Source organism: Romboutsia hominis (assembly GCF_900002575.1).
GTDB classification, from domain to species: Bacteria; Bacillota; Clostridia; order Peptostreptococcales; family Peptostreptococcaceae; genus Romboutsia_C; species Romboutsia_C hominis.
The window spans coordinates 1,531,423-1,554,136 of sequence record NZ_LN650648.1 but is presented as its reverse complement, the minus strand read 5'-3'; the positions used below and the strand labels follow the sequence as shown (position 1 = coordinate 1,554,136).

Annotated in this window: 24 protein-coding genes; 22 read left to right on the top strand and 2 right to left on the bottom strand. The window is 27.1% G+C overall.

Annotated features, from left to right (window positions below):
- The first annotated feature begins 125 nt into the window (after positions 1 to 125).
- The 10 genes from FRIFI_RS07530 to FRIFI_RS07485 all read left to right on the top strand — a co-directional run bounded on the left by FRIFI_RS07530 (position 126) and on the right by FRIFI_RS07485 (position 9,268).
- Positions 126 to 449: a hypothetical protein gene (locus tag FRIFI_RS07530; RefSeq protein ID WP_166505500.1), complete on the top strand. Its 324-nt coding sequence runs from the start codon at positions 126 to 128 to the stop codon at positions 447 to 449.
- Positions 450 to 794: 345 nt separating this feature from the next.
- Positions 795 to 2,015, top strand: a complete 1,221-nt coding sequence (locus FRIFI_RS07525) for an ABC transporter substrate-binding protein (protein WP_166505499.1) — start codon at positions 795 to 797, stop codon at positions 2,013 to 2,015.
- Entirely contained in the window at positions 2,005 to 2,865 is an 861-nt protein-coding gene (locus tag FRIFI_RS07520) for an ABC transporter permease (protein WP_166505498.1), read from the top strand. The genes FRIFI_RS07525 and FRIFI_RS07520 overlap by 11 nt, the downstream gene beginning before the upstream one ends.
- 8 nt (positions 2,866 to 2,873) lie before the next feature.
- Positions 2,874 to 3,668, top strand: coding sequence for an ABC transporter permease (locus FRIFI_RS07515; protein ID WP_166505497.1), 795 nt, complete (start codon positions 2,874 to 2,876; stop codon positions 3,666 to 3,668).
- Positions 3,669 to 3,688: 20 nt separating this feature from the next.
- Positions 3,689 to 4,720, top strand: a complete 1,032-nt coding sequence (locus FRIFI_RS07510) for an ABC transporter ATP-binding protein (protein WP_166505496.1) — start codon at positions 3,689 to 3,691, stop codon at positions 4,718 to 4,720.
- Between the two features lie 111 nt (positions 4,721 to 4,831).
- A complete protein-coding gene (locus FRIFI_RS07505; RefSeq protein WP_092925629.1) occupies positions 4,832 to 5,131 on the top strand; it encodes a (2Fe-2S)-binding protein in 300 nt (99 codons plus the stop codon).
- Between the two features lie 442 nt (positions 5,132 to 5,573).
- On the top strand, positions 5,574 to 7,139 hold the full coding sequence (gene abc-f, locus FRIFI_RS07500; protein ID WP_166505495.1) for a ribosomal protection-like ABC-F family protein: 1,566 nt from the start codon (positions 5,574 to 5,576) through the stop codon (positions 7,137 to 7,139).
- A gap of 289 nt (positions 7,140 to 7,428) precedes the next feature.
- Positions 7,429 to 8,217 carry a threonine/serine exporter family protein gene (locus FRIFI_RS07495; RefSeq protein WP_166505494.1) on the top strand — a complete coding sequence of 263 codons (789 nt, stop codon included), beginning with the start codon at positions 7,429 to 7,431 and terminating at the stop codon, positions 8,215 to 8,217.
- Positions 8,217 to 8,705, top strand: a complete 489-nt coding sequence (locus tag FRIFI_RS07490; RefSeq protein ID WP_166505493.1) for a threonine/serine exporter family protein — start codon at positions 8,217 to 8,219, stop codon at positions 8,703 to 8,705. Before FRIFI_RS07495 ends, FRIFI_RS07490 begins: the two co-directional genes overlap by 1 nt.
- Positions 8,706 to 8,782: 77 nt before the next feature.
- Positions 8,783 to 9,268, top strand: a complete 486-nt coding sequence (locus FRIFI_RS07485; RefSeq protein ID WP_092925637.1) for a zinc ribbon domain-containing protein — start codon at positions 8,783 to 8,785, stop codon at positions 9,266 to 9,268.
- A 106-nt stretch (positions 9,269 to 9,374) separates the two neighbouring features.
- Here the strand turns inward: FRIFI_RS07485 and FRIFI_RS07480 are convergent, their stop codons facing one another.
- Both FRIFI_RS07480 and FRIFI_RS07475 read right to left on the bottom strand, forming a co-directional pair.
- The gene (locus FRIFI_RS07480) at positions 9,375 to 10,796 is read right to left on the bottom strand and encodes an MDR family MFS transporter (RefSeq protein ID WP_166505492.1); all 1,422 of its coding nucleotides are present in this window, start codon (positions 10,794 to 10,796) and stop codon (positions 9,375 to 9,377) included.
- Positions 10,786 to 11,676 carry a TetR/AcrR family transcriptional regulator gene (locus tag FRIFI_RS07475; protein WP_166505491.1) on the bottom strand — a complete coding sequence of 297 codons (891 nt, stop codon included), beginning with the start codon at positions 11,674 to 11,676 and terminating at the stop codon, positions 10,786 to 10,788. The genes FRIFI_RS07480 and FRIFI_RS07475 overlap by 11 nt, the downstream gene beginning before the upstream one ends.
- Positions 11,677 to 12,473: 797 nt before the next feature.
- On the opposite strand from FRIFI_RS07475, the gene FRIFI_RS07470 reads away from it, so the two are divergent.
- From FRIFI_RS07470 to mce, 12 genes are all read left to right on the top strand, one after another.
- On the top strand, positions 12,474 to 12,656 hold the full coding sequence (locus tag FRIFI_RS07470; protein ID WP_092925643.1) for a hypothetical protein: 183 nt from the start codon (positions 12,474 to 12,476) through the stop codon (positions 12,654 to 12,656).
- Positions 12,657 to 12,859: 203 nt separating this feature from the next.
- On the top strand, positions 12,860 to 13,960 hold the full coding sequence (locus FRIFI_RS07465; RefSeq protein ID WP_166505490.1) for a DUF4178 domain-containing protein: 1,101 nt from the start codon (positions 12,860 to 12,862) through the stop codon (positions 13,958 to 13,960).
- A gap of 12 nt (positions 13,961 to 13,972) precedes the next feature.
- The gene (locus tag FRIFI_RS07460) at positions 13,973 to 14,395 is read left to right on the top strand and encodes a DUF350 domain-containing protein (protein WP_092925649.1); all 423 of its coding nucleotides are present in this window, start codon (positions 13,973 to 13,975) and stop codon (positions 14,393 to 14,395) included.
- Positions 14,395 to 15,918, top strand: a complete 1,524-nt coding sequence (locus FRIFI_RS07455) for a polyamine aminopropyltransferase (protein WP_092925651.1) — start codon at positions 14,395 to 14,397, stop codon at positions 15,916 to 15,918. The genes FRIFI_RS07460 and FRIFI_RS07455 overlap by 1 nt, the downstream gene beginning before the upstream one ends.
- Positions 15,919 to 16,445: 527 nt before the next feature.
- Entirely contained in the window at positions 16,446 to 16,646 is a 201-nt protein-coding gene (locus FRIFI_RS07450) for a 4Fe-4S dicluster domain-containing protein (RefSeq protein WP_207733559.1), read from the top strand.
- Positions 16,647 to 16,658: 12 nt separating this feature from the next.
- Positions 16,659 to 17,807, top strand: coding sequence for a 2-oxoacid:acceptor oxidoreductase subunit alpha (locus tag FRIFI_RS07445; RefSeq protein ID WP_166505489.1), 1,149 nt, complete (start codon positions 16,659 to 16,661; stop codon positions 17,805 to 17,807).
- Positions 17,789 to 18,601 (top strand): 2-oxoacid:ferredoxin oxidoreductase subunit beta, encoded by an 813-nt coding sequence (locus tag FRIFI_RS07440; protein WP_166505488.1) that lies wholly within the window; start codon positions 17,789 to 17,791, stop codon positions 18,599 to 18,601. Before FRIFI_RS07445 ends, FRIFI_RS07440 begins: the two co-directional genes overlap by 19 nt.
- 18 nt (positions 18,602 to 18,619) lie before the next feature.
- Positions 18,620 to 19,153, top strand: coding sequence for a 2-oxoacid:acceptor oxidoreductase family protein (locus FRIFI_RS07435; protein ID WP_092925659.1), 534 nt, complete (start codon positions 18,620 to 18,622; stop codon positions 19,151 to 19,153).
- Between the two features lie 65 nt (positions 19,154 to 19,218).
- Positions 19,219 to 20,889, top strand: a complete 1,671-nt coding sequence (locus FRIFI_RS07430; RefSeq protein WP_166505487.1) for an acyl-CoA mutase large subunit family protein — start codon at positions 19,219 to 19,221, stop codon at positions 20,887 to 20,889.
- A 20-nt stretch (positions 20,890 to 20,909) separates the two neighbouring features.
- On the top strand, positions 20,910 to 21,308 hold the full coding sequence (locus tag FRIFI_RS07425; RefSeq protein ID WP_092925663.1) for a cobalamin B12-binding domain-containing protein: 399 nt from the start codon (positions 20,910 to 20,912) through the stop codon (positions 21,306 to 21,308).
- A gap of 13 nt (positions 21,309 to 21,321) precedes the next feature.
- Complete coding sequence (gene meaB, locus FRIFI_RS07420) at positions 21,322 to 22,260, top strand: methylmalonyl Co-A mutase-associated GTPase MeaB (RefSeq protein ID WP_166505486.1); 939 nt, start codon at positions 21,322 to 21,324, stop codon at positions 22,258 to 22,260.
- Positions 22,261 to 22,269: 9 nt separating this feature from the next.
- Positions 22,270 to 22,680, top strand: a complete 411-nt coding sequence (gene mce / locus FRIFI_RS07415) for a methylmalonyl-CoA epimerase (protein WP_166505485.1) — start codon at positions 22,270 to 22,272, stop codon at positions 22,678 to 22,680.
- Positions 22,681 to 22,714: the final 34 nt, after the last annotated feature.

Below are 22,714 nucleotides of genomic sequence, written 5' to 3'. Positions count from 1 at the left end.
ATAATGAGGTTGATATTTATATGGAAAAAATAAAAAAGATTTTTTATGTACTGACTACAACACTAGAAATTTTGCTCTTAGTCGGAGCGTATATGGTGAACTATTTTACACACAAAAAGATGGGAATGTTACGACATGTCGTACATAAAAATTATGTTTGGGAAGATAAATATCCTATTCAAACTATACAATATATTGCCATAATAGCATTGATAACATTAATGCTATTAGTATTAATACTATACATGAAAAGAAAAGTAAGGTTAAAAAAAATAGTAACTACTATGAGTATTACTATGGTTATACTTGTACTTTTCTTTATAGGATTTATATTGATATATTCAGCAGAAGAAATAAGAGCATTTTATTATATAAGCGTTATGCTTGGGTTAATGACATTAATACAGATTATTAAGACTTTTATAGGAGTTATTTGGTATAAGAATTAAAAATAAATGGTATGCTAAGTATCTTTATAAGAATTAAAAATAATTATATTCTATATATCAACAAAAAGGTATTGATGAACTCATCAATACTTTTTTATTTACCAAGGGAATTTATTTGATTGTAAATTCTTGTTAATCTATGAATTAAAGTTATAGTAACATATTTGGAAAAAGTAAAGGTATTCGCCTACACAGTAGCTCAAAAAAGAATTTTTGATTAGCGGACGAAGTCGTTTGAGTAACATGAGCGAATCAAATTTTTTAAATACATATAAAAAATAAAAAATAGATATATAACATAAGATAATATTGATAAAAAATAAAATAATACAAAAGGAGATAAATATGAAATTTAAAAGAAAGATAATAGGTGCTTTAAGTATAATTATGACCATAAGTTTAATTGGATGCTCAAAACCATCTAAAAAACCAGAAGAAGTAAATGTTTCAGATAAAAAATATGAACAATTATTAGAAGAAGCTAAAGGGACTACTGTTAATTTCTATGGTTATGGTGGTAACGAAGTAATGAATAAATGGTTTGATACTTACATAATACCTCAAATGAAAGAAAAGTATGATATAACTTTAAAAAGAGTAGGTATGAATATAGATGAAATATTAAACAGTTTATTATCAGATAAACAAGCAAACAACCTAAAGGGAAATATGGATGTAGTTTGGATAAATGGAGAGAACTTTAAAACTGCAAAAGATAGTAATTTGTTATTAGGAAAATTTACTGAAAAACTTCCAAACTTTAATAAATATGTAGACACAGCTTCAAAAGATATAACTACAGACTTTGGGACAACAGTAGAGAATATGGAAGCACCTTGGGGTAAAGCACAATTTACAATAGTAGAAAATGCTTCTAAAGTAGATAAAGAAATTAAAAATACTAATGATTTAAAAGAAGTAATAATGAAAAATCCAGGTAAATTTACATATCCAGCACCTCCTGACTTTACGGGTAGTGCTTTTGTAAGAAACGTAATATACGATATAGTAGGATATGAAAATGTAAAAGATTTACCAGCAGATGAAACAAAGGTAAAAAAAGTAATTCAACCTGCTATTAACTATTTAAAAGAGATAAAACCATATTTATGGAATAAAGGTAAAACTTATTCTTCAACAACTTCACAATTAGATAATATGTATTCAGATGAAGAAGTTTATTTTACAATGACATATTCACCAAATGTAATACCATCTAAAATAGAAAGTAAAGAGTTTAGTCCTGATACTAAGATAATAGAATTTGAAAAAGGAAATATAAGCAATACTCATTTCTTAACAGTACCATTTAATACTCAAAATCAAGCTGGTGCTATGGTTTTAATAGATTACTTAATGAGTATAGATGCACAAGGTTCTAAAACATTTAGCAAAAACTGGGGAGATTCAACAATATTAGATATGAACAAAATACCTAAAAGCGAAAAAGGTAAATTTAGTGATGAAATGATAGTAATAGAAAATGCTGTTCCAGAATTAAGAGCAGATCTTGTTCCAATAATAGAAAAAATATGGACAAAAGAGGTTTTAGAAAGTGAACAATAAAATAAAACCATATATACTCATAGCACCAACAGCTATACTTTTGTTATTTATAATGGGGTGTGGAATAATAAATTGTATATTACAAAGTTTAGGATACTTTCCACAAATAGGTTTTAATGAAATAAATTTTAGTTATTATAAAGAGATTTTAAGAGAGACTTCTTTCTTAAAGTCTCTTCTATTTAGTTTAAATACATCATTAATATCAAGCTTAATATCTGTAATACTTGGTGTTTTCTTAGCCTATTTACTAGCTCAAGATAAGTATTCAAACTTTAGAAATACCATACTAAACTTGCCAATGATAATTCCACATATAGTAGTAGTATTTTTTATGGTAACAATATTTTCTCAATCTGGAATAATATCAAGACTTTTATATAATTTAGGTATAATATCTGATTCATCACAATTTATAAATTTAATATCTGATAAAAATGGTATAGGAATAATACTTGTATATTTATACAAAGGAATACCTTTTGTAGCTATAACTACTTATAATATACTAAAAAATATAAATGAGAAGCTAGAGGTAGTAGCACTAAATTTGGGTGCTAGTAAATTACAAAGTTTTAGATACATAACTTTGCCACTTGCTATGCCATCTATAATATCTTCATTTATAATATTATTTACCTTTGCTTTTGGGTCATATGAAGTACCATTTTTAATAGGACCAACTACACCTAAAGCATTATCAGTATTAGCTTACAATAATTATATAAGCACGGATTTTAACCAAAAGGCATTATCTATGGTTATAAATATTATATTATCAGGCATAAGTTTTGTTTTATTAATAATATATAACAAAGTTTTTTCGAAGATGTATAAGTATAAATTATAGGTGAAATTATGAAAAGTAAAAAATTAATTTTATATATATTATTAATAGTACTTATAATACCAATTTCAATACTATTAATATGGACAATAACTAGTAGGTGGACTTATCCAAAGCTAATACCTACAGACTATTCTTTAAGAGGATTTGAATATATATTAAATACTTATAATATAAAAATATTAATTAACAGTATATTAATATCAATAATAGTGATATTAATAACAATTATAATAAGCATACCAGCAGCTAAGGCTATATCAATATATGAATTTAGAGGAAAAAAATTATTTGAAATTTTAGTGCTATCACCAATAATTGTACCTATGATATCTATAGCTATGGGGGTTCACATTACTTTTTTAAGAAATGGTCTAGCAAATAATATAATAGGAGTAATAATAATAAATATACTTCCTTGTATTCCTTATGCAGTAAAAATGATAGCGGATATATATAATTTAGTAGGAGACAAATTAGAAATACAAGCAAAGCTTTTAGGAGCAAATTCAATAAACACATTTAGATACATAACATTACCTTTAATATTTCCAGGAGTAATAGGTGCATCTAGTATGTGTTTTATAATTTCATTTAGTCAATACTTCTTAACTATGCTAATAGGAGGAGGTAATATAATTACATATCCTATGGTTATGTTTCCATATATACAAAGCGGAGATAGAACAGTAGCAGCACTATACAGTCTAGTATTTTTAATTGTAAGTATAGTAGTACTAATACTTGTAGAAGGAAAAATAAAAAAGTATTATTTAAATAATAAAAACAATTACTTTTTAGGATAAACCAATTTAAGGAGAATACAATGTCAAGTGTTAAAATAGTTAACTTAAATAAAAGTTTTAATAATATAAATGTGTTAAAAAGTATAAATTTATCAATAAATGAAGGCGAAATAATTTCTTTACTAGGACCATCAGGATGTGGTAAAAGCACTACATTAAATATAATAGCAGGAATACTTGATTTTGATAAAGGAGATATATTATTTGATGGAAATAGTATAAAAAATATACCCACAGGAAAACGAGACGTAGCCATAGTATTTCAAGATTATTTTTTATTTCCTCATATGAATGTATTTGAAAATATCGAGTTTGGACTTAAAATGAAAAAAATTAAAAAATGCGAACGTAATAAAAAAGTACAAGAATTAATAGACTTAGTAAAACTTAATGGATACGAAAAAAAGTACCCATCACAAATTTCGGGAGGTCAAAAACAAAGAGTAGCCATAGCAAGAAGTTTAGCGATAAATCCAAAGGTGCTGCTTTTAGATGAACCTTTTTCAAATTTAGATATAAACTTAAGACAAGAAATGAGAGAGTTTGTATTAAATTTACAAAAAAAATTAAAAATAACTACAATACTAGTAACTCATGATAAAGAAGAAGCTTTGATGATGAGTGATAAAATAGCAGTTATGGTAAATGGAGAAATAAAACAATTTGATACTCCAAAAAACTTATATGAAAAACCAAATAGTAAAGTAGTTGCGAATATATTTGGAGAAAGAAATTATATAAGTGGGAAAATATATAATGGATTATTTGAAAATGAATATGTTAAGCTAAGCTTAGATATTGATAAAAATGAAAGTTTAGATAATGTAGAACTTATGATATCTAAAGAAAATATAGAAATTAATAATGAAAATTATCCAAATGGAGTTATAGGAAAAATTAAAAAGAAAACATATTTAGGTGAAAATACAATTTATGAAATAGATATAAAAGACTTTATACTCAAGGTTAGTTCAAATAAGCATTTTTATGAAGTTAACCAAAATGTAAAAATAAACTTTAATTTAGAAAATGTAGTTTACTTTACTCAATAAAACTTGTTTATTATATATTAATATTGGATATAAATATAATGTAATTATAATATTAAATAATTATAAAGTTAATATATTAATAAATAAATTTAAAGGTTAGGAGAAATACATATGAAACTAGATATGGATAAATATTTACAAGTTAGAAAGGCTCAAGCACAGGGAGCTAGAACTATTGAAGAGCTTAAAAAGATGTCTGATATAAATATTGAAAACGAAGAAGAGCTTAAGGAAGTAGAGGCTCTTATAAAAAATGCATGTAAATGTAAGAATGTATCAATAGATACAATCGTAGAAGCAGTAAAAAATGGAGCTGACACTGTTGAAAAAGTTGGAGAAGTTACTAAAGCAGGTACTGGATGTGGAAGATGTAAAGGTATTATATCAAATATAATAGAAAATAAAAGATAACTAGTTTATAGTTATAAAAGGGGATATGTCTTAAGACATATCCCTTTTTAACTTAAATTATCTTAAAAAATTAAATTCATGAAATCTCTTGATCTAATGTAAGCACTTGAAATTAAGTTACTATAATATTATAATAATATAAAATACATATAGAGGTGATTAGATAAAATGAACAATTAATCTTATTCAAAATAACAATAATATAGTTTAATTAGGTTTTAAAACATCAAAAATAGATGTTTTATTAAGCTACCCTATAAACTACTTAAAGTTAAGAATAAGATTAAATGTTATAACTAAATTACTCAAATAAAAGCAATCATTGCTTTTATTTGCATGTCATAATATTTAAATATAATAACTTTCTTATCTTTTAAGTAGTAAAAAATACTATTTAAGTTGAGGAAGTTTTTTTATTTCCTCAACAAAGGAGAGGACAATTATGGCACAAATTAAAATAAATAATTTAAGTTTTCAATATGATAACCATGGAGATGATATATTTAAAAATGTATCCATAAATATAGATACAGACTGGAAGTTAGGATTAATAGGTAGAAATGGTCGAGGGAAAACAACTTTTTTAAAATTATTAAAAGGAGAATATAAATATAGTGGGCAAATAATAAGTCCAGTAAGCTTTGATTATTTTCCTATGAATGTAGAGAATGACAATCAAGTAGCTTTAGAAGTTATGAGAGAAGCAATAGCACCGTTCACTAAATGGGAAAAAGAACTAAAAGAATATTCAAGTGATATTAAATATATAAAAGAATATGGAGAAGTGTTAGATAAATTTATAAGCTATGATGGATATATTATTAATGAAATGATAGAAAAAGAAGTAAGAAAAATAGGATTAGGACCAGAAATACTAGATAGAAATTTTAAAACATTAAGTTCTGGTGAGCGTACAAAACTATTATTATCAGCATTATTTCTTAGAAAAAATAACTTTTTACTTATTGATGAACCTACTAACCATTTAGATTCAGAAGGTAGAGAATGTGTAGCAAAATATTTAAATAAGAAGAAGGGATTTATATTAGTTTCACATGATAGAAACTTTTTAGATGAAGTAATTAATCATGTTTTATCTATTAATAAAAGTAATATAGATATCCAAAAAGGTAATTACACTACATGGCAAGTAAATAATGATAGGCGAGATGAGTTTGAAAAATCAGAAAATGAAAAATTACTTAAAAACATTAAAAGACTTAAAATAGCAGCTAAACAAAAATCTAGTTGGTCTGATAAATTAGAGTCCACTAAAATAGGAGGTGGTCCTGTAGATAGAGGATATATTGGGCATAAAGCATCAAAGATGATGAAAAGAGCTAAATGCTTAGAAAAGCGTCAAAATAAAGCTATAGAGGAAAAATCTAAATTGCTAAAAAATATAGAACAGGTAGAAAAACTCAAAATAGGGAATATAGAGACAAACTCAGATAAGTTGTTAGAGGTAGTAGACTTACAAATAGTATATCAAAAGGAAATATTTAAAAAACCAATAAGTTTTAAAATTAAACCAGGAGATCGTATTTGGATAAGAGGTAAAAATGGGTGTGGTAAATCAAGTTTAATAAAGCTATTAATGGGAGAAGAAATTAATTATACAGGCTATGTAGAAAAAGTAAGTAAGATATCATATGTTTCTCAAGAAACAAATTTTTTAAAAGGAAAAATTGAAGAGTTTTCAGCAGAAAAAGGAATAAATATACAGCATTTAAAAAGTAGCTTGAATCAAGTAGGTGTTACAAATATTCAATTTGAAAAGAATATAGAACAGTGGAGTGAAGGTCAAAAGAAAAAATTACTTATTGCTGCAAGTTTATGTGAAAAATCTCAACTTTATATTTGGGACGAACCCCTTAATTTTATTGATGTAATTTCGCGTATACAAATAGAAAATATGATTCTTGAAGAAAAACCTACTATGCTTTTTGTAGAGCATGATAAATGTTTTGGAGAGAAAATAGCTACTAAAATTATAGATATAATATAAAAAGAATATATTTTAAACATATTTAGTGTTGTATCATTTAATGATAAATAAAATTAAATTATCAATAATTAAAAAAGATAGTGTTGTACTTTTGGGCACTATCTTTTTTTATAACAATAAGTTATTAAGAGAAACGAAACATTCTTAAATACAATTTCACGGATTTAATTATCTATAATAATTAAAAGTATTAATGATTTTAAAGTATAAAAATTTTGCTTTATATATCTAAATAGAAGTGATATAATTAATTTCTAATAAAAATAATATGTAAATGAGGGGGTCAACTATGGCAGAAAGTATTAATTATAAATACAAAAAGGATGTCTTGAGATTAGCCACATTTATAGGGCAATTAATGCTTAGTAATGGAGCAGAAACTTATAGAGTAGACGATACTGTAAAACGGATTTGCAAATCTAGAGGATTTTCTCATATAAATGTGTTTATGGCACCCAATACCATTATAGTTTCTGATGATAGATTTGATGGATATACATTTATGAAAGTAATAGAAAATAGGTGTATAAATTTAAATAAAATTGACTTACTAAATGAGTTTTCAAGAAAATTTGTTAACGATATAGATATGTCAATAGATGATGCAATAGCAGAATTAAAAAACTTAGAAGATAAATCACCGCATACACAAAGTGAGATAAATATATGGACTGCAATAGGTTCTTCTAGTTTTGCAGTATTAGTTGGAGGAGATAACGTAATAACATTTATGCTAACTCTTATAACATCGGTAATAGCTATGATTACTTATAATAAGGTAAAAAAAATAACAAATATACCTGTTTTTGCAACACTAGTTTCATCTATAATTATAGGATTTTGTGGAATAGGTCTTGTAGAACTTGGTATATTAGATACACCAAAGATGTTAATAGTAGGATCTATAATGCCACTTTTACCAGGAGTCCCTTTTATAAAAGCCATAAGGGATTTAGTATCAGGGGAGTTAATGTCAGGAGTAGGAAGAGTAATTGATGCAGGAGTTATTGCCACAGCTATTGCAGTTGGTGTTGGTATGTCAATGAATATATATGTAAAATGGGGAGGATTATTATAATGATTTGGATGCCAATGTATATACATATAATATTTTCATACTTAGCATCAGTTGGTTTTGCAGTATTTTTAAATGCACCTAAAAAAACACTATACATATCTGGTTCTATAGGAATGATATCATGGACTATATATATAATTTTAATGAGAATCAATTTTGATATGATGAGTGCAAACTTTATAGCAGCGTCAATTGCAGCATTATTATGTGAAATATTAGCAAGAAAGATGAAAAAACCTACTATATTATTTGTAGTTCCAGGAATAATAACTTTAATTCCAGGTCTTGGATTATATAATACAATGTATTATGTTATAGAAGGAAATTTCCAAGAATCATTCACTACAGGAGCTAATGTTTTATTTGCAAGTGGTTCTATAGCCCTTGGTGTTATAGTAGTTTCTTCTTTATTTAGGACATATTATAAAAACTTAAGGAAAAATGAAAAAGTAGAGATTCATAAGGTTTCACAAATTAGCCAACAATAAAAATAGAATTAGTACTTTAAAGGTAATTAATTTGATATAATATTACTAAATATTAGAAAGACTATTGGAGGAAACAAATGTTTTTTATAATGGGTATAAGTCAAGAAGAGAAAAAACTAGACTTTGATGAATTTACTATATGTAAATGCTGTGGAAAGTATGGACATGTAGAAGTATATATATCATATTGGTATTTTATGTTTTTCTTCATACCTCTTTTTAAATGGAACAAAACATACTTTGTTAAAATGACTTGCTGTAACAAAATAGGAAAGTTAAATAATGAAATTGGAAGAAAAATCGAAAAGAAAGAAAAAGTATCTTTAGATTTAGATAATATAGAATTTATTGATTTAGAAGATAGAAATTATTTTAATTATGATAAATCTGAAGAAATTAACAAATCTATAGAAGATTTAGAATTTGAGAAAAAGAAGATAGAACAAGGAAAAAAAGAAAAGGCTATAGAAATAGCAAAGGAATTATTAGATGTATTACCTATTGAAGTGATAGCACAAAAAACTGGACTTACTATAGAAGAAATAAAAAACTTAAAAAAATAAAGAAGATGGCATTGTGAAATATGATGCCATCTTTTTATTATTTAAGTTTTTATATTTTATTATAACTGTTAATAAATATACTAATTTAAGGGGTAAATTATATAATTTATTCTAAAGCCAGATTATCGTTACATGTTTTTTTAGATTTTTTCTTATTATCTTTTACATATATTATTGCAATTATTAATCCGATTACTACTAATATAGTAGCAATTCTAAATGCAGCATCCATTCCTTTTATATCAGCAAGAACTTGAGACGTATTTAAACTACTATTTGATACATGTGTCATTATAGATATAAGCATAGATGCGCCTATTGCCCCAGAAACTTGTCTAAGTGTAGAGCTTATAGCACTACCATCTGCCAGTTCAGATTGTTTAAGTGAATTAAGTCCCCAAGTTGTAACTGGCATTAATAAAAATGTTATTCCGAGCATTCTAAACGAATACATAATAGTTAATGTTAAAATAGACGTTGTTTCACTTAAGTTTGAAAATGCAAATGTACCTATTCCCAAACATAAAAATCCTGATAAAACTGGGATTCTTGCTCCATATTTATCAAGCATACGTCCTGATACTGGACTTAATATAGACATAAGTATTGAACCTGGAAGCATCATTAATCCTGGTATCATTGCGGACATTTTTCTTGCTGATTGTATATATAAAGATAATATCATAGTTGCAGATGTAAATGCTCCATAAGTAATCATTAGCAATATAACTGATACTACAAACTGTTTACTTTTAAGTACTCTAAGGTTTAAAAGTGGTACATCAACCTTGTATTGTCTTATTGTAAATAATATAAGTGATATAATTCCAATTACTATTGGTACATATGTTATAGGATTTAATATTCCATATGATCCAACATTAGAAACTCCTGTTAATAATCCTCCAAACCCGAAAGTTGATAATATTAGTGATATGAATTCAAGTTTAGATTTTTTAATTTCTGTAATATTTTTTAATGTAAAGTGTGCAAATATCATATCTAATACTGCAATAAAAGCTAGAACATAAAATAAAACTCTCCATCCAAAGTTATCTATTACATACCCAGCTAATGTTGGTCCTATTGCTGGAGCAACACCAACAACAAAACCATACATACCCATGGCAGCTCCTCTTTCTTCCTTAGGGTATAGGTTTAGCATTGCAACTTGAACTAATTGCATTATTATTCCGGAAGCCATCGCTTGAAAGACTCTAGACACAACTAGCAATGAAAAGTTTTTTGTAAATATAGATATCGTACATCCAATAGAAAATAGCAACATAGCACTAATATATAGCTTTTTAGTTGAGAAATTACTTATTAAATATGCAGTTGAGGGTATCATAATACCTAAAACAAGCATATAAATTGATGTTAGCCATTGAGCTGTATCTGCATTTACAGAAAAATCATGCATTATACTAGGTAGTGCTGAAGTTAGTACAGTTTGATTAAGCCCTGTTAAAAATGAACCTAGCATTAGCGCTGAAACTATTAAATTCCTTAATCTTTTATTCTCCATTTATTATTTCATCTCCTAACTTAGATATCAATCTATTTAATTTAGCTGCATATTCTTTTAGAGAATCTTGCTTTTCTAAGTATGCTATCATAGCATGCATAGTCAATGAATTATAATTACCTAAATTAAATTCTTCTTCTATTTTTGTAATTGCTTCAGATAGTTTTTCGTTTTCATTTAATTTAATACATTCTTTTATAGAATATACTACATTTAAAAAAACATCTTTTAGAGAATCTTTATAATTGCTTTCACCAATTTCATCTATAGAGTAAAATATATTTTCATTTATAATACTTTTGTTGTATCTTAGATTTTTTATATTTAAATCTATTTGTCTAGTTATAAATTCAAAAATATATTCTTCACTAATATTTCTTTTATTCATTTTCATTACAAGATTAAATTCATGAATTAAGCTATCTATAACAAATAATAACTCCCATATAAAAGGAGTTATTTCTTCACCATAAATTAATATTAAAGGGGTCTTATAACAGTTTATTATATTAGATCTTAAGTTATTTCTTATCTCTATTAAAGAATTACCCTTAATTTCTGAAAATTCTCCTAGAATGTGTGCATTAAAAGAATAGTTATATTTAAGATAATCAGATACAAGTTTTATTTTTTCTTTTAATTTTTCATGTGGTGTTTTTGTATTATCTGTGTCTATCAATATAGATGCATTAGAAAATTTTTTATTAGAATAGATTAACATTTCCCAAACTAAATCTTCTTTAGTCGCAAAATACTTATAAAATGTAGATTTAGATATCTTACATTCTTTTACAATATCATCTATTGATGTATATTTTAATCCTTGTTTATTAAAACATTTTTGAGCCACTTGCATAATAACTTCTTGTTTACTACTCATAAATCACCTCTTAGAAACTAATAGTACTGATTAGTACTTATTGATACTTTATAGTACTATTATGTATATTTTTATTATTTTTGTCAAGTAACAGGGCCAATATTCTTAAGGAGTTAATCTTATATACATAGCAATCGGGAGTGGAATAGATGAAATTAATTATAAAATAAACAACTAAAAAATTAGTTATACTACTACTTAAATATACAAATAACGATATAGCATATAAGATTACCAGCCAAAGGATAAATAATGGATAATACTAGACCTACAAGTATGCCTTAATTTAAGTAAAACGTATGGTAAAGTGAATTAAAAGAAAATATTTATCTATAGCAGTGAATAAAGACAAATTTATAGATGGTATTTTAAAGGATATAGGAAAATATGAATGCAATTGTTGATACAACCCCATAGAATGCACACCACTAGTACAAAATGAAGAATCACAAGAATCAAATGGAATCTAGGTAGACATAAGTATAGTATTGAAGAAATATAAAAATATAAAAGGTATATTCCTAGTAGATATAAAATACTTAAATTTTTAATACATGATTATCATATAAATTCGCTCGTAAATTTATATTATTATTAATATTTAATTATATAAAAATTAATAATAATAATTTATTACCATAATCTTATTATGTTAACTACTATTTAAATTAGAAATAAAAAATAAAAGTGTTTTAAATTAATATATAGGAGTATAATTACAGATAAGAATAATACATAAATAATAGTTATTAAAAGTATAAATATATATATAATTATTGAAGAAAGAAGGTCTAAAATTGACTAAAGAGGAATTAGAAATACTTCAAATGTTTGAAAATCCAACTATATATGAGGTTAAAATAATTATAGAAGAAACTAATATAGATTTAGAAACTATAATAGCCTATTATAGAGGTGGACTAGATGAAAGTTTATTATGTGAGAATATACATAGACAAAAAAGAAGTAGAAATAGTTAATGTAAAATATATAATAATTATGATTAAAATATCCCATATAAGTTTTGCTTATATGGGATATTTTAAAGTGCATCTAACATTAAAAAACTTAAATAACAAATATGGATATATAAAGAGAAATTTGTATACAAATCTTAAAAAATGAAATTTTTATATGATATAATAAATATATGGTAAAATATGTAAAATAGGGGGGTGAAATTATGGTTAATGCTAGTTTTAGGCAATTAGAAATAGGGCAAAGGATAAAAATAAAATCTAATGTATATAAAATAATTTCTTATATAGTATACAAAGATGAAGAAGGTTCAACTTTTATAGAATACGAAATTTTAAGCGATAATAATAGCGTATTATGGTTAAGTGTTGGAATAAGTTATGATTATTTATATTTATTTAAAGAAACCCATCAAAAATCAGAAAACACATTATACAAGTCGGGATACAAATTAAAAGAAGACTTAAAAGCAGAAGTTACAAACTTTTATAAAGCAGATGTAGATTTATATGAAAAAGTAGTATTTAAAGAATATGAACATAAAGAATCTAAAAAAATATTTTCAGTAGAAATTTGGGAGGATGAAGTTACCTATTGTGAAAGCATTGAAGTAGATAATATAGAAATACTACAAGATGATTACATAGAAGAAAACAATCCTAAAAAAGAACAGAAAAAAGTGCAATATCTAAAATATGCTTTATTACTTTCAATACCTATAATTATATTAATAGTATATATGTTTATAAGTGATAAAAATTTTATACAAAACTACTTTAAAAATAACTCATCAAAATATACTTATTACACATCTATAACTTCAGATGCTAATAGTAAACTAAAAGCAGATGTATATTATACATCTATGTCCATGGATGAATCAGCAAAAGATATAATAGATAAAGCAACAACTTTAATAGAAGAAGTTCAAAGTAGTGATGATGAGTATAGTGTGGCTATACTTACAAAGGATGAATATGCTGTAGTTTATATAGGGATGGATGATAAGACATATATACAAGTATGTCCTAGAGAATATATGTATGTTAGCAACAATGATCTATATAATACAAGTCACTCTTCATCAAATGTATATTATAGAGATTTTTATTATACATTTGGATATAGAAATGACTACAGCAAATACAAAAGAAGAATATCTCCATTTAATACTTATAAAGGAAACATAGTCTCTCAAGATTTTAATAATAAATACAGAGAACTACAAACTTCAAATCAAAGTGTTAAAAGAGGTAGTGTATTTTCAAGAACATCATCTGGTGGTGGACTTAGTAGTGGTAAATAATAGGAGGAATATATGGAAGGTATTTTAGGAACGATAATCTATTCAGTAATAGGTTTTATACTTATGTTAGTTGGAAACTTTTTAGTAGACTTGGCTATACCTTGTCACTTTCCAACAGAAATAAAAAGAGGAAATAAAGCAGTAGGATATATAAGTGCAGCATCATCAATAGCAGTAGGAATACTTTTAAGAAGTGTTATAGCATCTCCAGTTAATCAAAATACAAATACAACAATACTACAAGATTTAACTTCAACAGTTATATACTTTGTACTTGGAATAGTACTTTGTATATTAGGTTACTTATCAATGTTAGTATTTAATAAAAAATATAACCTAAATGAAGAAATTGGAAATGGAAATAGTGCAGCAGGACTTATGGTTTCAGGAATATTTATAGGTCTTGCTATACTAATTAGTGGTGCTATACAGTAATGGTAAATAATAAATTTAATTACAAGATTTTAATGCTTACAACACTTATAATATCAGGCTGTTCGATAGTGTATGAACTTTTAATAAGTGCTGTAGGCTCATACTTATTAGGAGATAGTATAAAGCAGTTTTCTATAACAATAGGGCTTTATATGTGTGCTATGGGAGTAGGTTCTCATATTTCAAAATATGTTAAAAAGAACCTATTTGACTTTTTTGTATTTGTTGAAATAGCTGTCGGTATACTAGGAGGAATATCTTCATTAATACTATTTTTATCCAATGTATATATAGCTTCTAGTGAATTTATTATGTATATACAGATAGTTCTAATAGGAACTTTAGTAGGACTTGAAATTCCTATACTTACAAGAATTATAGAGGAAAATTGTGATAATTTAAGAGTAACTTTATCAAATGTATTTAGCTTTGATTATATAGGAGGACTTATCGGCTCACTTTTATTCCCATTATTTTTACTTCCTACTTTAGGGTATTTTGCTACATCTTTTTTAGTGGGAACGATAAACATAGTAATAGCTATAGTTATAATTCATAATTATAAAAGTTATATAAAAAATATTGAAACGTTTAAGATAGTCTCATATATATCATTAGTATTTATGTTTTTAGGAGTATTATATTCTGAAAATATATCTCAAAGTATTGAAAATTCACTATATCGTGATAGAGTTGTATTATCAAATCAAACGCAGTATCAAAAGATTGTTATGACAAGACACAAGGATGATTTAAGGTTATATTTAAATGGGAACATACAGTTTTCATCTAAAGATGAATATAGATATCATGAAGCATTAGTTCATATACCTATGGGAATAGTTAAAAATCATGAAAATGTATTGATACTAGGCGGAGGAGATGGACTTGCAGTTCGTGAGTTATTAAAGTATGATGATATTAAAAATATTACTTTAGTTGACATAGATAAAGAGATGGTAGATTTGTGTAAAACAAACCCACTTATAACTGAGATTAATAAAAACTCTTTATCTAGTGAAAAAGTAAATTTGGTATATGAAGATGCTTTTGAATTTTTAGAAAATACTAAAGAGGTTTATGATGTTATAATAGTTGATTTGCCAGACCCTAACAATGATAGTTTAAATAAATTATATACTAATATATTTTATAGACTATGTAAAAATGCATTAACTCAAAATGGAGTAATGACCGTTCAATCCACTAGCCCATATTACGCTAGAAAAGCATTTTGGAGTATAAATAAAACTTTAAAATCTGAGGATTTTAATGTATATCCATATCATGTGCAAGTGCCATCTTTTGGAGAATGGGGATTTAATCTTTCTTCAAAACAAGAGTTGAATTTGGATGATATTAAGGTTAATGTAAGTACCAAGTATTTAAACAAGGGTTCTATTGAGAGTATGTTCAATTTTGCACAGGATGAAGTTATCGATATTGAAAGTATTGATACTAATACTTTATCTCATCCTAAACTTATAAATTATTACGAAGAATCGGTTAAAAATTGGAAATAGTACGGGAGGAGTTTATGTCTATTACATATGAATTTTTTTCCAAGTATTTAATATATTAATATGGATATTAATTCCTATTGCTATATATAAATTTATAAAAAAATATAAAGAAAAGAAAGTATTAATAAATAGTAAAATTTCTAATTTAGAGAAAAGAGTTAATGAATTAGAAAATAAATAGTATAAGTTTAATCATATAAAAATACCATTAGCATAAATTTATGTTGATGGTATTTTTTTTATTCTAAGTATATAGAAAACATAAGTTAATTAATTTTATAAAAATAAAAAGTTGCTATAAATATATTTAAAATTTTTACCTTATATTATGTATTATTATTTTAGTAAAAGTTAAGATGGTATTCTTTTGAATTACTTCATATTTATTCGAGATAAAAGAATATACAGCAATCCAAAAGAATATATAGGAATAGAGTGAGAGTTAAAAATATTAGAAACTATAAAAGATAATTAGAAATATATATTTAATATCTTCAAACATTAAGACTATAAGGGGAGGGAGAATATTGCCTGGTAAGAAACTTGTGCTAAACGAAAAGTGGTGCAAAAGTTGTGGAATCTGTGTGGAATTTTGTCCGAAAGATGTATTAAAACTAGAAAATAGTAAGGTACAAATACAAAAAGAAAAAGATTGTATTTTTTGTGGATTATGTGAACTTAGATGCCCAGATTATGCTATATATATAGCACAAACTTCTGAGGATTAAAGAGGTGAGAATATGTCTAGGAAAGTAAAGTTATTACAAGGAAATGAAGCTTGTGTACATGGGGCACTTTATGCAGGTATGAAATTTTTTGCAGGGTACCCTATAACACCATCTACTGAAATAGCAGAAATTTCATCGTTTATGCTTCCAAGAGTAGGAGGTAAGTTTATTCAAATGGAAGATGAAATAGCATCTATGGCTGCAACTATAGGAGGATCAATTGCAGGACTAAAATCAATGACAGCTACTAGTGGACCAGGTTTTTCTCTAAAGCAAGAAAATATAGGGTATGCATGTTTAGCTGAAGTACCATGTGTTATTGTTGATGTTCAAAGATGTGGTCCAAGTACAGGGCTTCCAACATCTCCAGCGCAAGGTGATTTAATGCAAGCTAAGTGGGGAACTCATGGTGACCATCCAATAATAGTATTATCTCCAATAAGCGTTAAAGACACATTTGATATGACAGTAAAAGCATTTAACTTTTCAGAAAAATACCGTACCCCAGTTATATTACTTTTAGATGAAGTTATAGGACATATGAGAGAAAAGGTAGAAATACCAGAAATAAATGAATTAGAAGTGATAGATAGAATAAAAGTTACAGCATCTAAAAAAGACTATAAGGCTTATGATTCAAATTGCTTGGTACCTCCTATGGCAAATTTTACAGATGGTTATAAATATCATGTAACAGGACTTATGCATGATGACGTAGGGTTTCCAACTAACAGCATAGAGAAAACAAAAATATTAATGGATAGACTTATAAGAAAGATAGAATGTAACTTAGATGACATATTAATATATGAGGAATATAAAACAAAAGATTGTGAAGAACTTATAGTTACTTTTGGATGTATGAGTAGATGTAGCAAAGATGCAGTAAATATACTAAGAGAAGAAGGCATAAAAGCTGGACTTTTAAGTATAAAGACGGTATGGCCATTTCCTGAAGAAAAGATGAGAGAAATAAGTAAGCAAGTTCAAAATATATATGTACCTGAATTAAATAGTGGACAAATAAGGTTAGAAGTAGAAAGGGTAAGTTCAAAAGACTGTAATATTTATGGAATCAACAAATATAATGGAGATATTATAACTCCAGAAGAAATTGTAGATAAAATATTGGAGGTAAAAAGATGCCTAGTACAGTCATAGAAAATAATTTTAGAATGGATAGACTGCCACATATATGGTGTCCTGGATGTGGTCATGGGATATTAATGAGATCTATAGCTGTAGCTATAGAAGAGTTAGGTCTTATTAAGGAAAATGTTTGTATAGTATCTGGTATTGGATGTTCATCAAGGGCATCTGGATATTTAAACTTTAATACACTTCATACTACTCACGGTAGAGCATTGCCATTTGCAACAGGTGTAAAATTTGCAAGTCCTAATATGCATGTTGTAGTTATAACTGGTGATGGTGACTGTAGTGCAATAGGAGGAAATCATTTAATACATGCTTGTAGAAGAAATATAGATATAACAGCAATAGTATTTAATAATAATATATACGGAATGACAGGCGGTCAATACTCTCCAACTACTAACACTAATGATTTATCCACAACAGCACCATATGGAAATATTGACAGACCTTTTGATATATGTGAGCTAGCAATAGGAGCAGGAGCTACATTTGTTGCAAGGGCTACAGCATATCATGCAAAGCAAATGATAGATTATATTAAAAAAGGAATAAATCATAAAGGATTTTCTTTAATAGAAGGAATGAGTTTGTGTCCAACATACTATGGAAGAAAAAATAAGAAATGGTCAGCAGTATCCTTAATGAATTTATTAAAAGAAAATTATTTAGATGTATCTATTAAAGATAAATTACCCAAAGAAAAATTAGAGAATAAATCATTTTATGGAGTATTTAAAGATAGTGTTATGCCAGAGTATACTGAGGAATATGAAAAAATTTTAAATAAATTCAAGTAAGTATAAGGAGATTATATTATGAGAAAAGAAGTTAGGCTTAGTGGTTCTGGTGGTCAAGGACTTATTCTAGCAGGTGTTATACTTGCAGAAGGCTCTATACTTTCAAATCTAAATGCAGTACAAACCCAATCATATGGGCCTGAAGCTAGAGGGGGAGCTAGTAAGGCTGAAGTAATAGTAAGTGATGAAGAGATAAATTTTCCAAAGGTAAGAAAAGCTGACATGCTATTATGTTTAACACAAAAGGCATTTGATGAATATTATCACACAGTAAAAAATAATGGAATTATAATTTTAGATTCTTCTATTGATGAGAAAGATATAATTAATGATGATAAAATTAAGGTATTAAAATTACCTATTATATATACAAGCAAGTATGAATTAAAAAAAGAAATGGTAGCTAATATGGTAGCACTTGGAGTAATATGCAATATGATACCAGAAATAGATACAGAACAAGTAAAAAAATCTATGTTAAGTAGAGTTCCAAAAGGAACAGAAGAATTAAATGAAAAAGCTTTTGAAAGAGGAATTTCACTATCAAAATAAATTAAAAGTTTAATAAAATATTAAAATATTTTAATTTTATTAATTAGGTATAGGGGGGGAAGCTTATGACAAATAACAAAGATGAGATACAAGTAAACTTAAAAAAATGGGAAGAAAATAAGGTTAATAAGAGTTTAAGTAAATTTTCAGAAAGAAAAGAAATATTTACATTTGATACAGGAGAAGAAGTAAAAAGACTATATACACCAATTGATGTAAATATGGACTATGAAAAAGATTTAGGTTATCCAGGGCAATATCCATTTACAAGAGGTGTTCAACCTACAATGTATAGAAGTAAGTTTTGGACTATGAGAATGTATGCTGGATTTGCAACTGCTGAAGAATCAAACAAAAGATACAAATATTTAATAGAACAAGGTTCTATGGGACTTTCAGTAGCATTTGATTTACCAACTCAAATGGGATATGACTCAGATGATGATATATCTGAAGGTGAAGTAGGCAAAGTTGGAGTTTGTATAGATTCATTAGCTGATATGGAAATATTATTTGACTCAATACCACTAGATAAAGTATCAACATCGATGACTATAAATGCACCAGCATCAGTTCTTCTTGCAATGTATATAGCAGTAGCCAAAAAGCAAGGTGTAAGTGCTAATAAGTTAAGAGGAACTATTCAAAACGACATATTAAAAGAATATGTAGCAAGAGGAACTTATATATTCCCTGTAAAGCCTTCTATGAGGCTAATAACTGATATATTTGAGTATTGTTCAAAAGAGGTACCAAAATGGAACACTATAAGTATATCAGGGTATCATATAAGAGAAGCTGGAGCAAATGCAGTTCAGGAAGTAGCATTTACTTTAGCTGATGGTATAGCCTATGTTAATTCTGCTATAGAAGCAGGACTTAATGTTGATGATTTTGCGCCAAGATTATCATTTTTCTTTAATGCACATAATAATTTATTAGAAGAGGTTGCAAAGTTTAGGGCAGCAAGGAGATTATGGGCAAAAATAATGAAAGAAAGATTTAATGCACAAAATCCAAAATCATGGTCGCTTAAATTTCACACCCAAACGGCAGGTTGTACACTAACTGCACAACAACCAGAAAATAATATAGTAAGAGTAGCAATTCAAACATTAGCAGCAGTTCTTGGAGGAACACAATCACTTCATACTAATTCAAAAGATGAGGCATTAGCTCTACCAACAGAAGATTCAGTAAGAGTAGCACTTAGAACGCAACAAATAGTGGCAAATGAAAGTGGAGTAGCAGATAGCATAGACCCACTAGCTGGTTCTTATTATGTAGAAAGCTTAACTAATAATATAGAACAAAAGGCTTTAGAATTAATAAATAAAATAGACAACTTAGGAGGAGCACCACAAGCCATAGAAAAAGGATTTATTCAACAAGAAATAATGGATAGTGCATATAGATATCAAAAAGAAATAGAAAATAATGAAAGAATAATAGTTGGAGTAAATAAATTCCAGATAGAAGAAGAAGCTCCAAAGGGACTTCTCAAGGTTGATCCTATGGTTGGTGAAAGACAAAAAGAAAAGATAAGAAAATTAAAAGAGAGTAGAGATAATGAAAAAGTACAAAAAAACTTAGAAGCTTTAAGAAAAGCTTGTAACTCCAATGAAAATATAATGCCATATATACTAGATGCAGTAGAAAGTTATGCCACATTAGGGGAAATATGCAAAGTTATGAGAGCTGAATTTGGTGAATATAAACAAACGGTAATGATATAGTGATTTAAGGAGGAATACAAATGAGACCAATAAGAGTATTAGTTGCAAAACCAGGCTTAGATGGACATGACAGGGGAGCTAAAGTAATAGCTAGAGCACTAAGAGATGCAGGGATGGAAGTTATATACACAGGCCTTCGTCAAACTCCATATCAAATAGTTCAAGCTGCAATCCAGGAAGATGTAGATGTTGTGGCTATGAGCATACTATCTGGTGCACATAATCATTTATTACCAAAGGTCGTAGAATTATTAAGATCTGAAGAGGCAGACGATATTTTGGTAATAGGTGGAGGCGTTATTCCAGAAGAAGATATACCTTTTTTAAAAGAAAAAGGTATAGCACAAATTTTTACACCAGGAACTCCAACAACAGTTACTATAGAGTTTATAAAAGAAAATCTCAAAAGAGAATTATAATAAAGGTGAAATTATGAGTGATATAGTAAAAAAAGTTATAGAAGGTAAAAAAAGGGATTGTGCTAGGCTTATTACTATTGTAGAAAATGAAATAAATGGATATGAAAAGTACCTAAAAGAAATATATAAATATACTGGAAGGGCTTATATAGTGGGAATAACAGGCCCTCCCGGTGCAGGAAAATCTACAATGACGGATAAGTTAGTAAAACACATAAGAAGTAAAGGAAACAAAGTCGGTATAATTGCAATAGACCCAACAAGCCCTTTTACAAAAGGAGCAATACTTGGAGATAGAGTAAGAATGAATGATTTAAGCTTAGACAAAGGTGTATTTATAAGGTCTATGGGGACAAGGGGTAGCCTAGGTGGTCTATCAAATGCAACACAATCTGCTGTAAAAATACTTGATGCTTATGGGTGTGACTTTATATTTATAGAAACTGTAGGAGTTGGGCAATCGGAAATCGATATAGTAAAAAACTCTGACACTACACTTATGATTATGGTTCCAGGTCTTGGAGACGATATACAAGCAATAAAAGCTGGTGTTATGGAAATTGGAGATGTATTTGTTATAAATAAGGCTGATAAGGATGGAGCGAAAAAAACAGCCTTAGAAATAGAAATGATGCTTGATTTTAAAAAAGATTGGAAATTTAGACCACCGGTAAACTTATGTGTAGCAGAAACTGGAGAAGGTATAGATACTACTTTTAAAAATATAATAAAGCATAAAAATTATTTAGAAAGTAGTGGCGAACTAACTAAAAAAAGATTTGAGCGAAACAAATTAGAAGTAAAAGAATTAGTACAAAGAAAGATTTCAAAGCTCGTTAAAGAACTAGAATATACAAACGAAGTCAATGAGCTTTTAGATAAAACTATAACTAAGGAAATAGATATATATTCGCTTAGCGATATATTAGTTGAAAAGATAATTAATGATTAGGAGGAAACTATGGAAATATTAAAAGTAGATCATGTGGGGATAGCTGTAAATAACTTAGAAGAAAGTTTAAAATTTTATGAAGATGTATTAGGAATAAATTGTGAAGGTACAGAAATTATAAATGAACAAAAAGTCAGAGTAGCATTTTTACCAGTTGGAGATACTGAACTTGAATTACTAGAATCAACTACTGAAGATGGACCTATAGCTAAATTTATAGATAAAAATAATGGACGCGGTGGAATACAACACGTAGCAATAAGAGTAGATAATATAGAAAAAGCAATAGAAGAAGTTAAAGCTAAAGGGTATAAAATGATAGATGAAGTACCGAGATATGGAGCAGGAAATGCAAAAATAGCTTTCTGTCATCCAAAAGGAACTGATGGAGTGTTACTTGAGCTAAGCGAAAGAAAATAAAATTTGCTTTACCATTTAATACATTAACTAAAGT

What these genes read in the sequence shown, in the direction of transcription:
- FRIFI_RS07530 (WP_166505500.1), top strand. Translation starts at nt 126, where the DNA reads ATGTTACGACATGTCGTACATAAAAATTATGTTTGGGAAGATAAATAT.
- FRIFI_RS07525 (WP_166505499.1), top strand. Translation starts at nt 795, where the DNA reads ATGAAATTTAAAAGAAAGATAATAGGTGCTTTAAGTATAATTATGACC.
- FRIFI_RS07515 (WP_166505497.1), top strand. Translation starts at nt 2,874, where the DNA reads ATGAAAAGTAAAAAATTAATTTTATATATATTATTAATAGTACTTATA.
- FRIFI_RS07510 (WP_166505496.1), top strand. Translation starts at nt 3,689, where the DNA reads ATGTCAAGTGTTAAAATAGTTAACTTAAATAAAAGTTTTAATAATATA.
- FRIFI_RS07505 (WP_092925629.1), top strand. Translation starts at nt 4,832, where the DNA reads ATGAAACTAGATATGGATAAATATTTACAAGTTAGAAAGGCTCAAGCA.
- abc-f (WP_166505495.1), top strand. Translation starts at nt 5,574, where the DNA reads ATGGCACAAATTAAAATAAATAATTTAAGTTTTCAATATGATAACCAT.
- FRIFI_RS07495 (WP_166505494.1), top strand. Translation starts at nt 7,429, where the DNA reads ATGGCAGAAAGTATTAATTATAAATACAAAAAGGATGTCTTGAGATTA.
- FRIFI_RS07490 (WP_166505493.1), top strand. Translation starts at nt 8,217, where the DNA reads ATGATTTGGATGCCAATGTATATACATATAATATTTTCATACTTAGCA.
- FRIFI_RS07485 (WP_092925637.1), top strand. Translation starts at nt 8,783, where the DNA reads ATGTTTTTTATAATGGGTATAAGTCAAGAAGAGAAAAAACTAGACTTT.
- FRIFI_RS07480 (WP_166505492.1), bottom strand. Translation starts at nt 10,796, where the DNA reads ATGGAGAATAAAAGATTAAGGAATTTAATAGTTTCAGCGCTAATGCTA.
- FRIFI_RS07475 (WP_166505491.1), bottom strand. Translation starts at nt 11,676, where the DNA reads ATGAGTAGTAAACAAGAAGTTATTATGCAAGTGGCTCAAAAATGTTTT.
- FRIFI_RS07465 (WP_166505490.1), top strand. Translation starts at nt 12,860, where the DNA reads ATGGTTAATGCTAGTTTTAGGCAATTAGAAATAGGGCAAAGGATAAAA.
- FRIFI_RS07460 (WP_092925649.1), top strand. Translation starts at nt 13,973, where the DNA reads ATGGAAGGTATTTTAGGAACGATAATCTATTCAGTAATAGGTTTTATA.
- FRIFI_RS07455 (WP_092925651.1), top strand. Translation starts at nt 14,395, where the DNA reads ATGGTAAATAATAAATTTAATTACAAGATTTTAATGCTTACAACACTT.
- FRIFI_RS07445 (WP_166505489.1), top strand. Translation starts at nt 16,659, where the DNA reads ATGTCTAGGAAAGTAAAGTTATTACAAGGAAATGAAGCTTGTGTACAT.
- FRIFI_RS07440 (WP_166505488.1), top strand. Translation starts at nt 17,789, where the DNA reads ATGCCTAGTACAGTCATAGAAAATAATTTTAGAATGGATAGACTGCCA.
- FRIFI_RS07435 (WP_092925659.1), top strand. Translation starts at nt 18,620, where the DNA reads ATGAGAAAAGAAGTTAGGCTTAGTGGTTCTGGTGGTCAAGGACTTATT.
- FRIFI_RS07430 (WP_166505487.1), top strand. Translation starts at nt 19,219, where the DNA reads ATGACAAATAACAAAGATGAGATACAAGTAAACTTAAAAAAATGGGAA.
- FRIFI_RS07425 (WP_092925663.1), top strand. Translation starts at nt 20,910, where the DNA reads ATGAGACCAATAAGAGTATTAGTTGCAAAACCAGGCTTAGATGGACAT.
- meaB (WP_166505486.1), top strand. Translation starts at nt 21,322, where the DNA reads ATGAGTGATATAGTAAAAAAAGTTATAGAAGGTAAAAAAAGGGATTGT.
- mce (WP_166505485.1), top strand. Translation starts at nt 22,270, where the DNA reads ATGGAAATATTAAAAGTAGATCATGTGGGGATAGCTGTAAATAACTTA.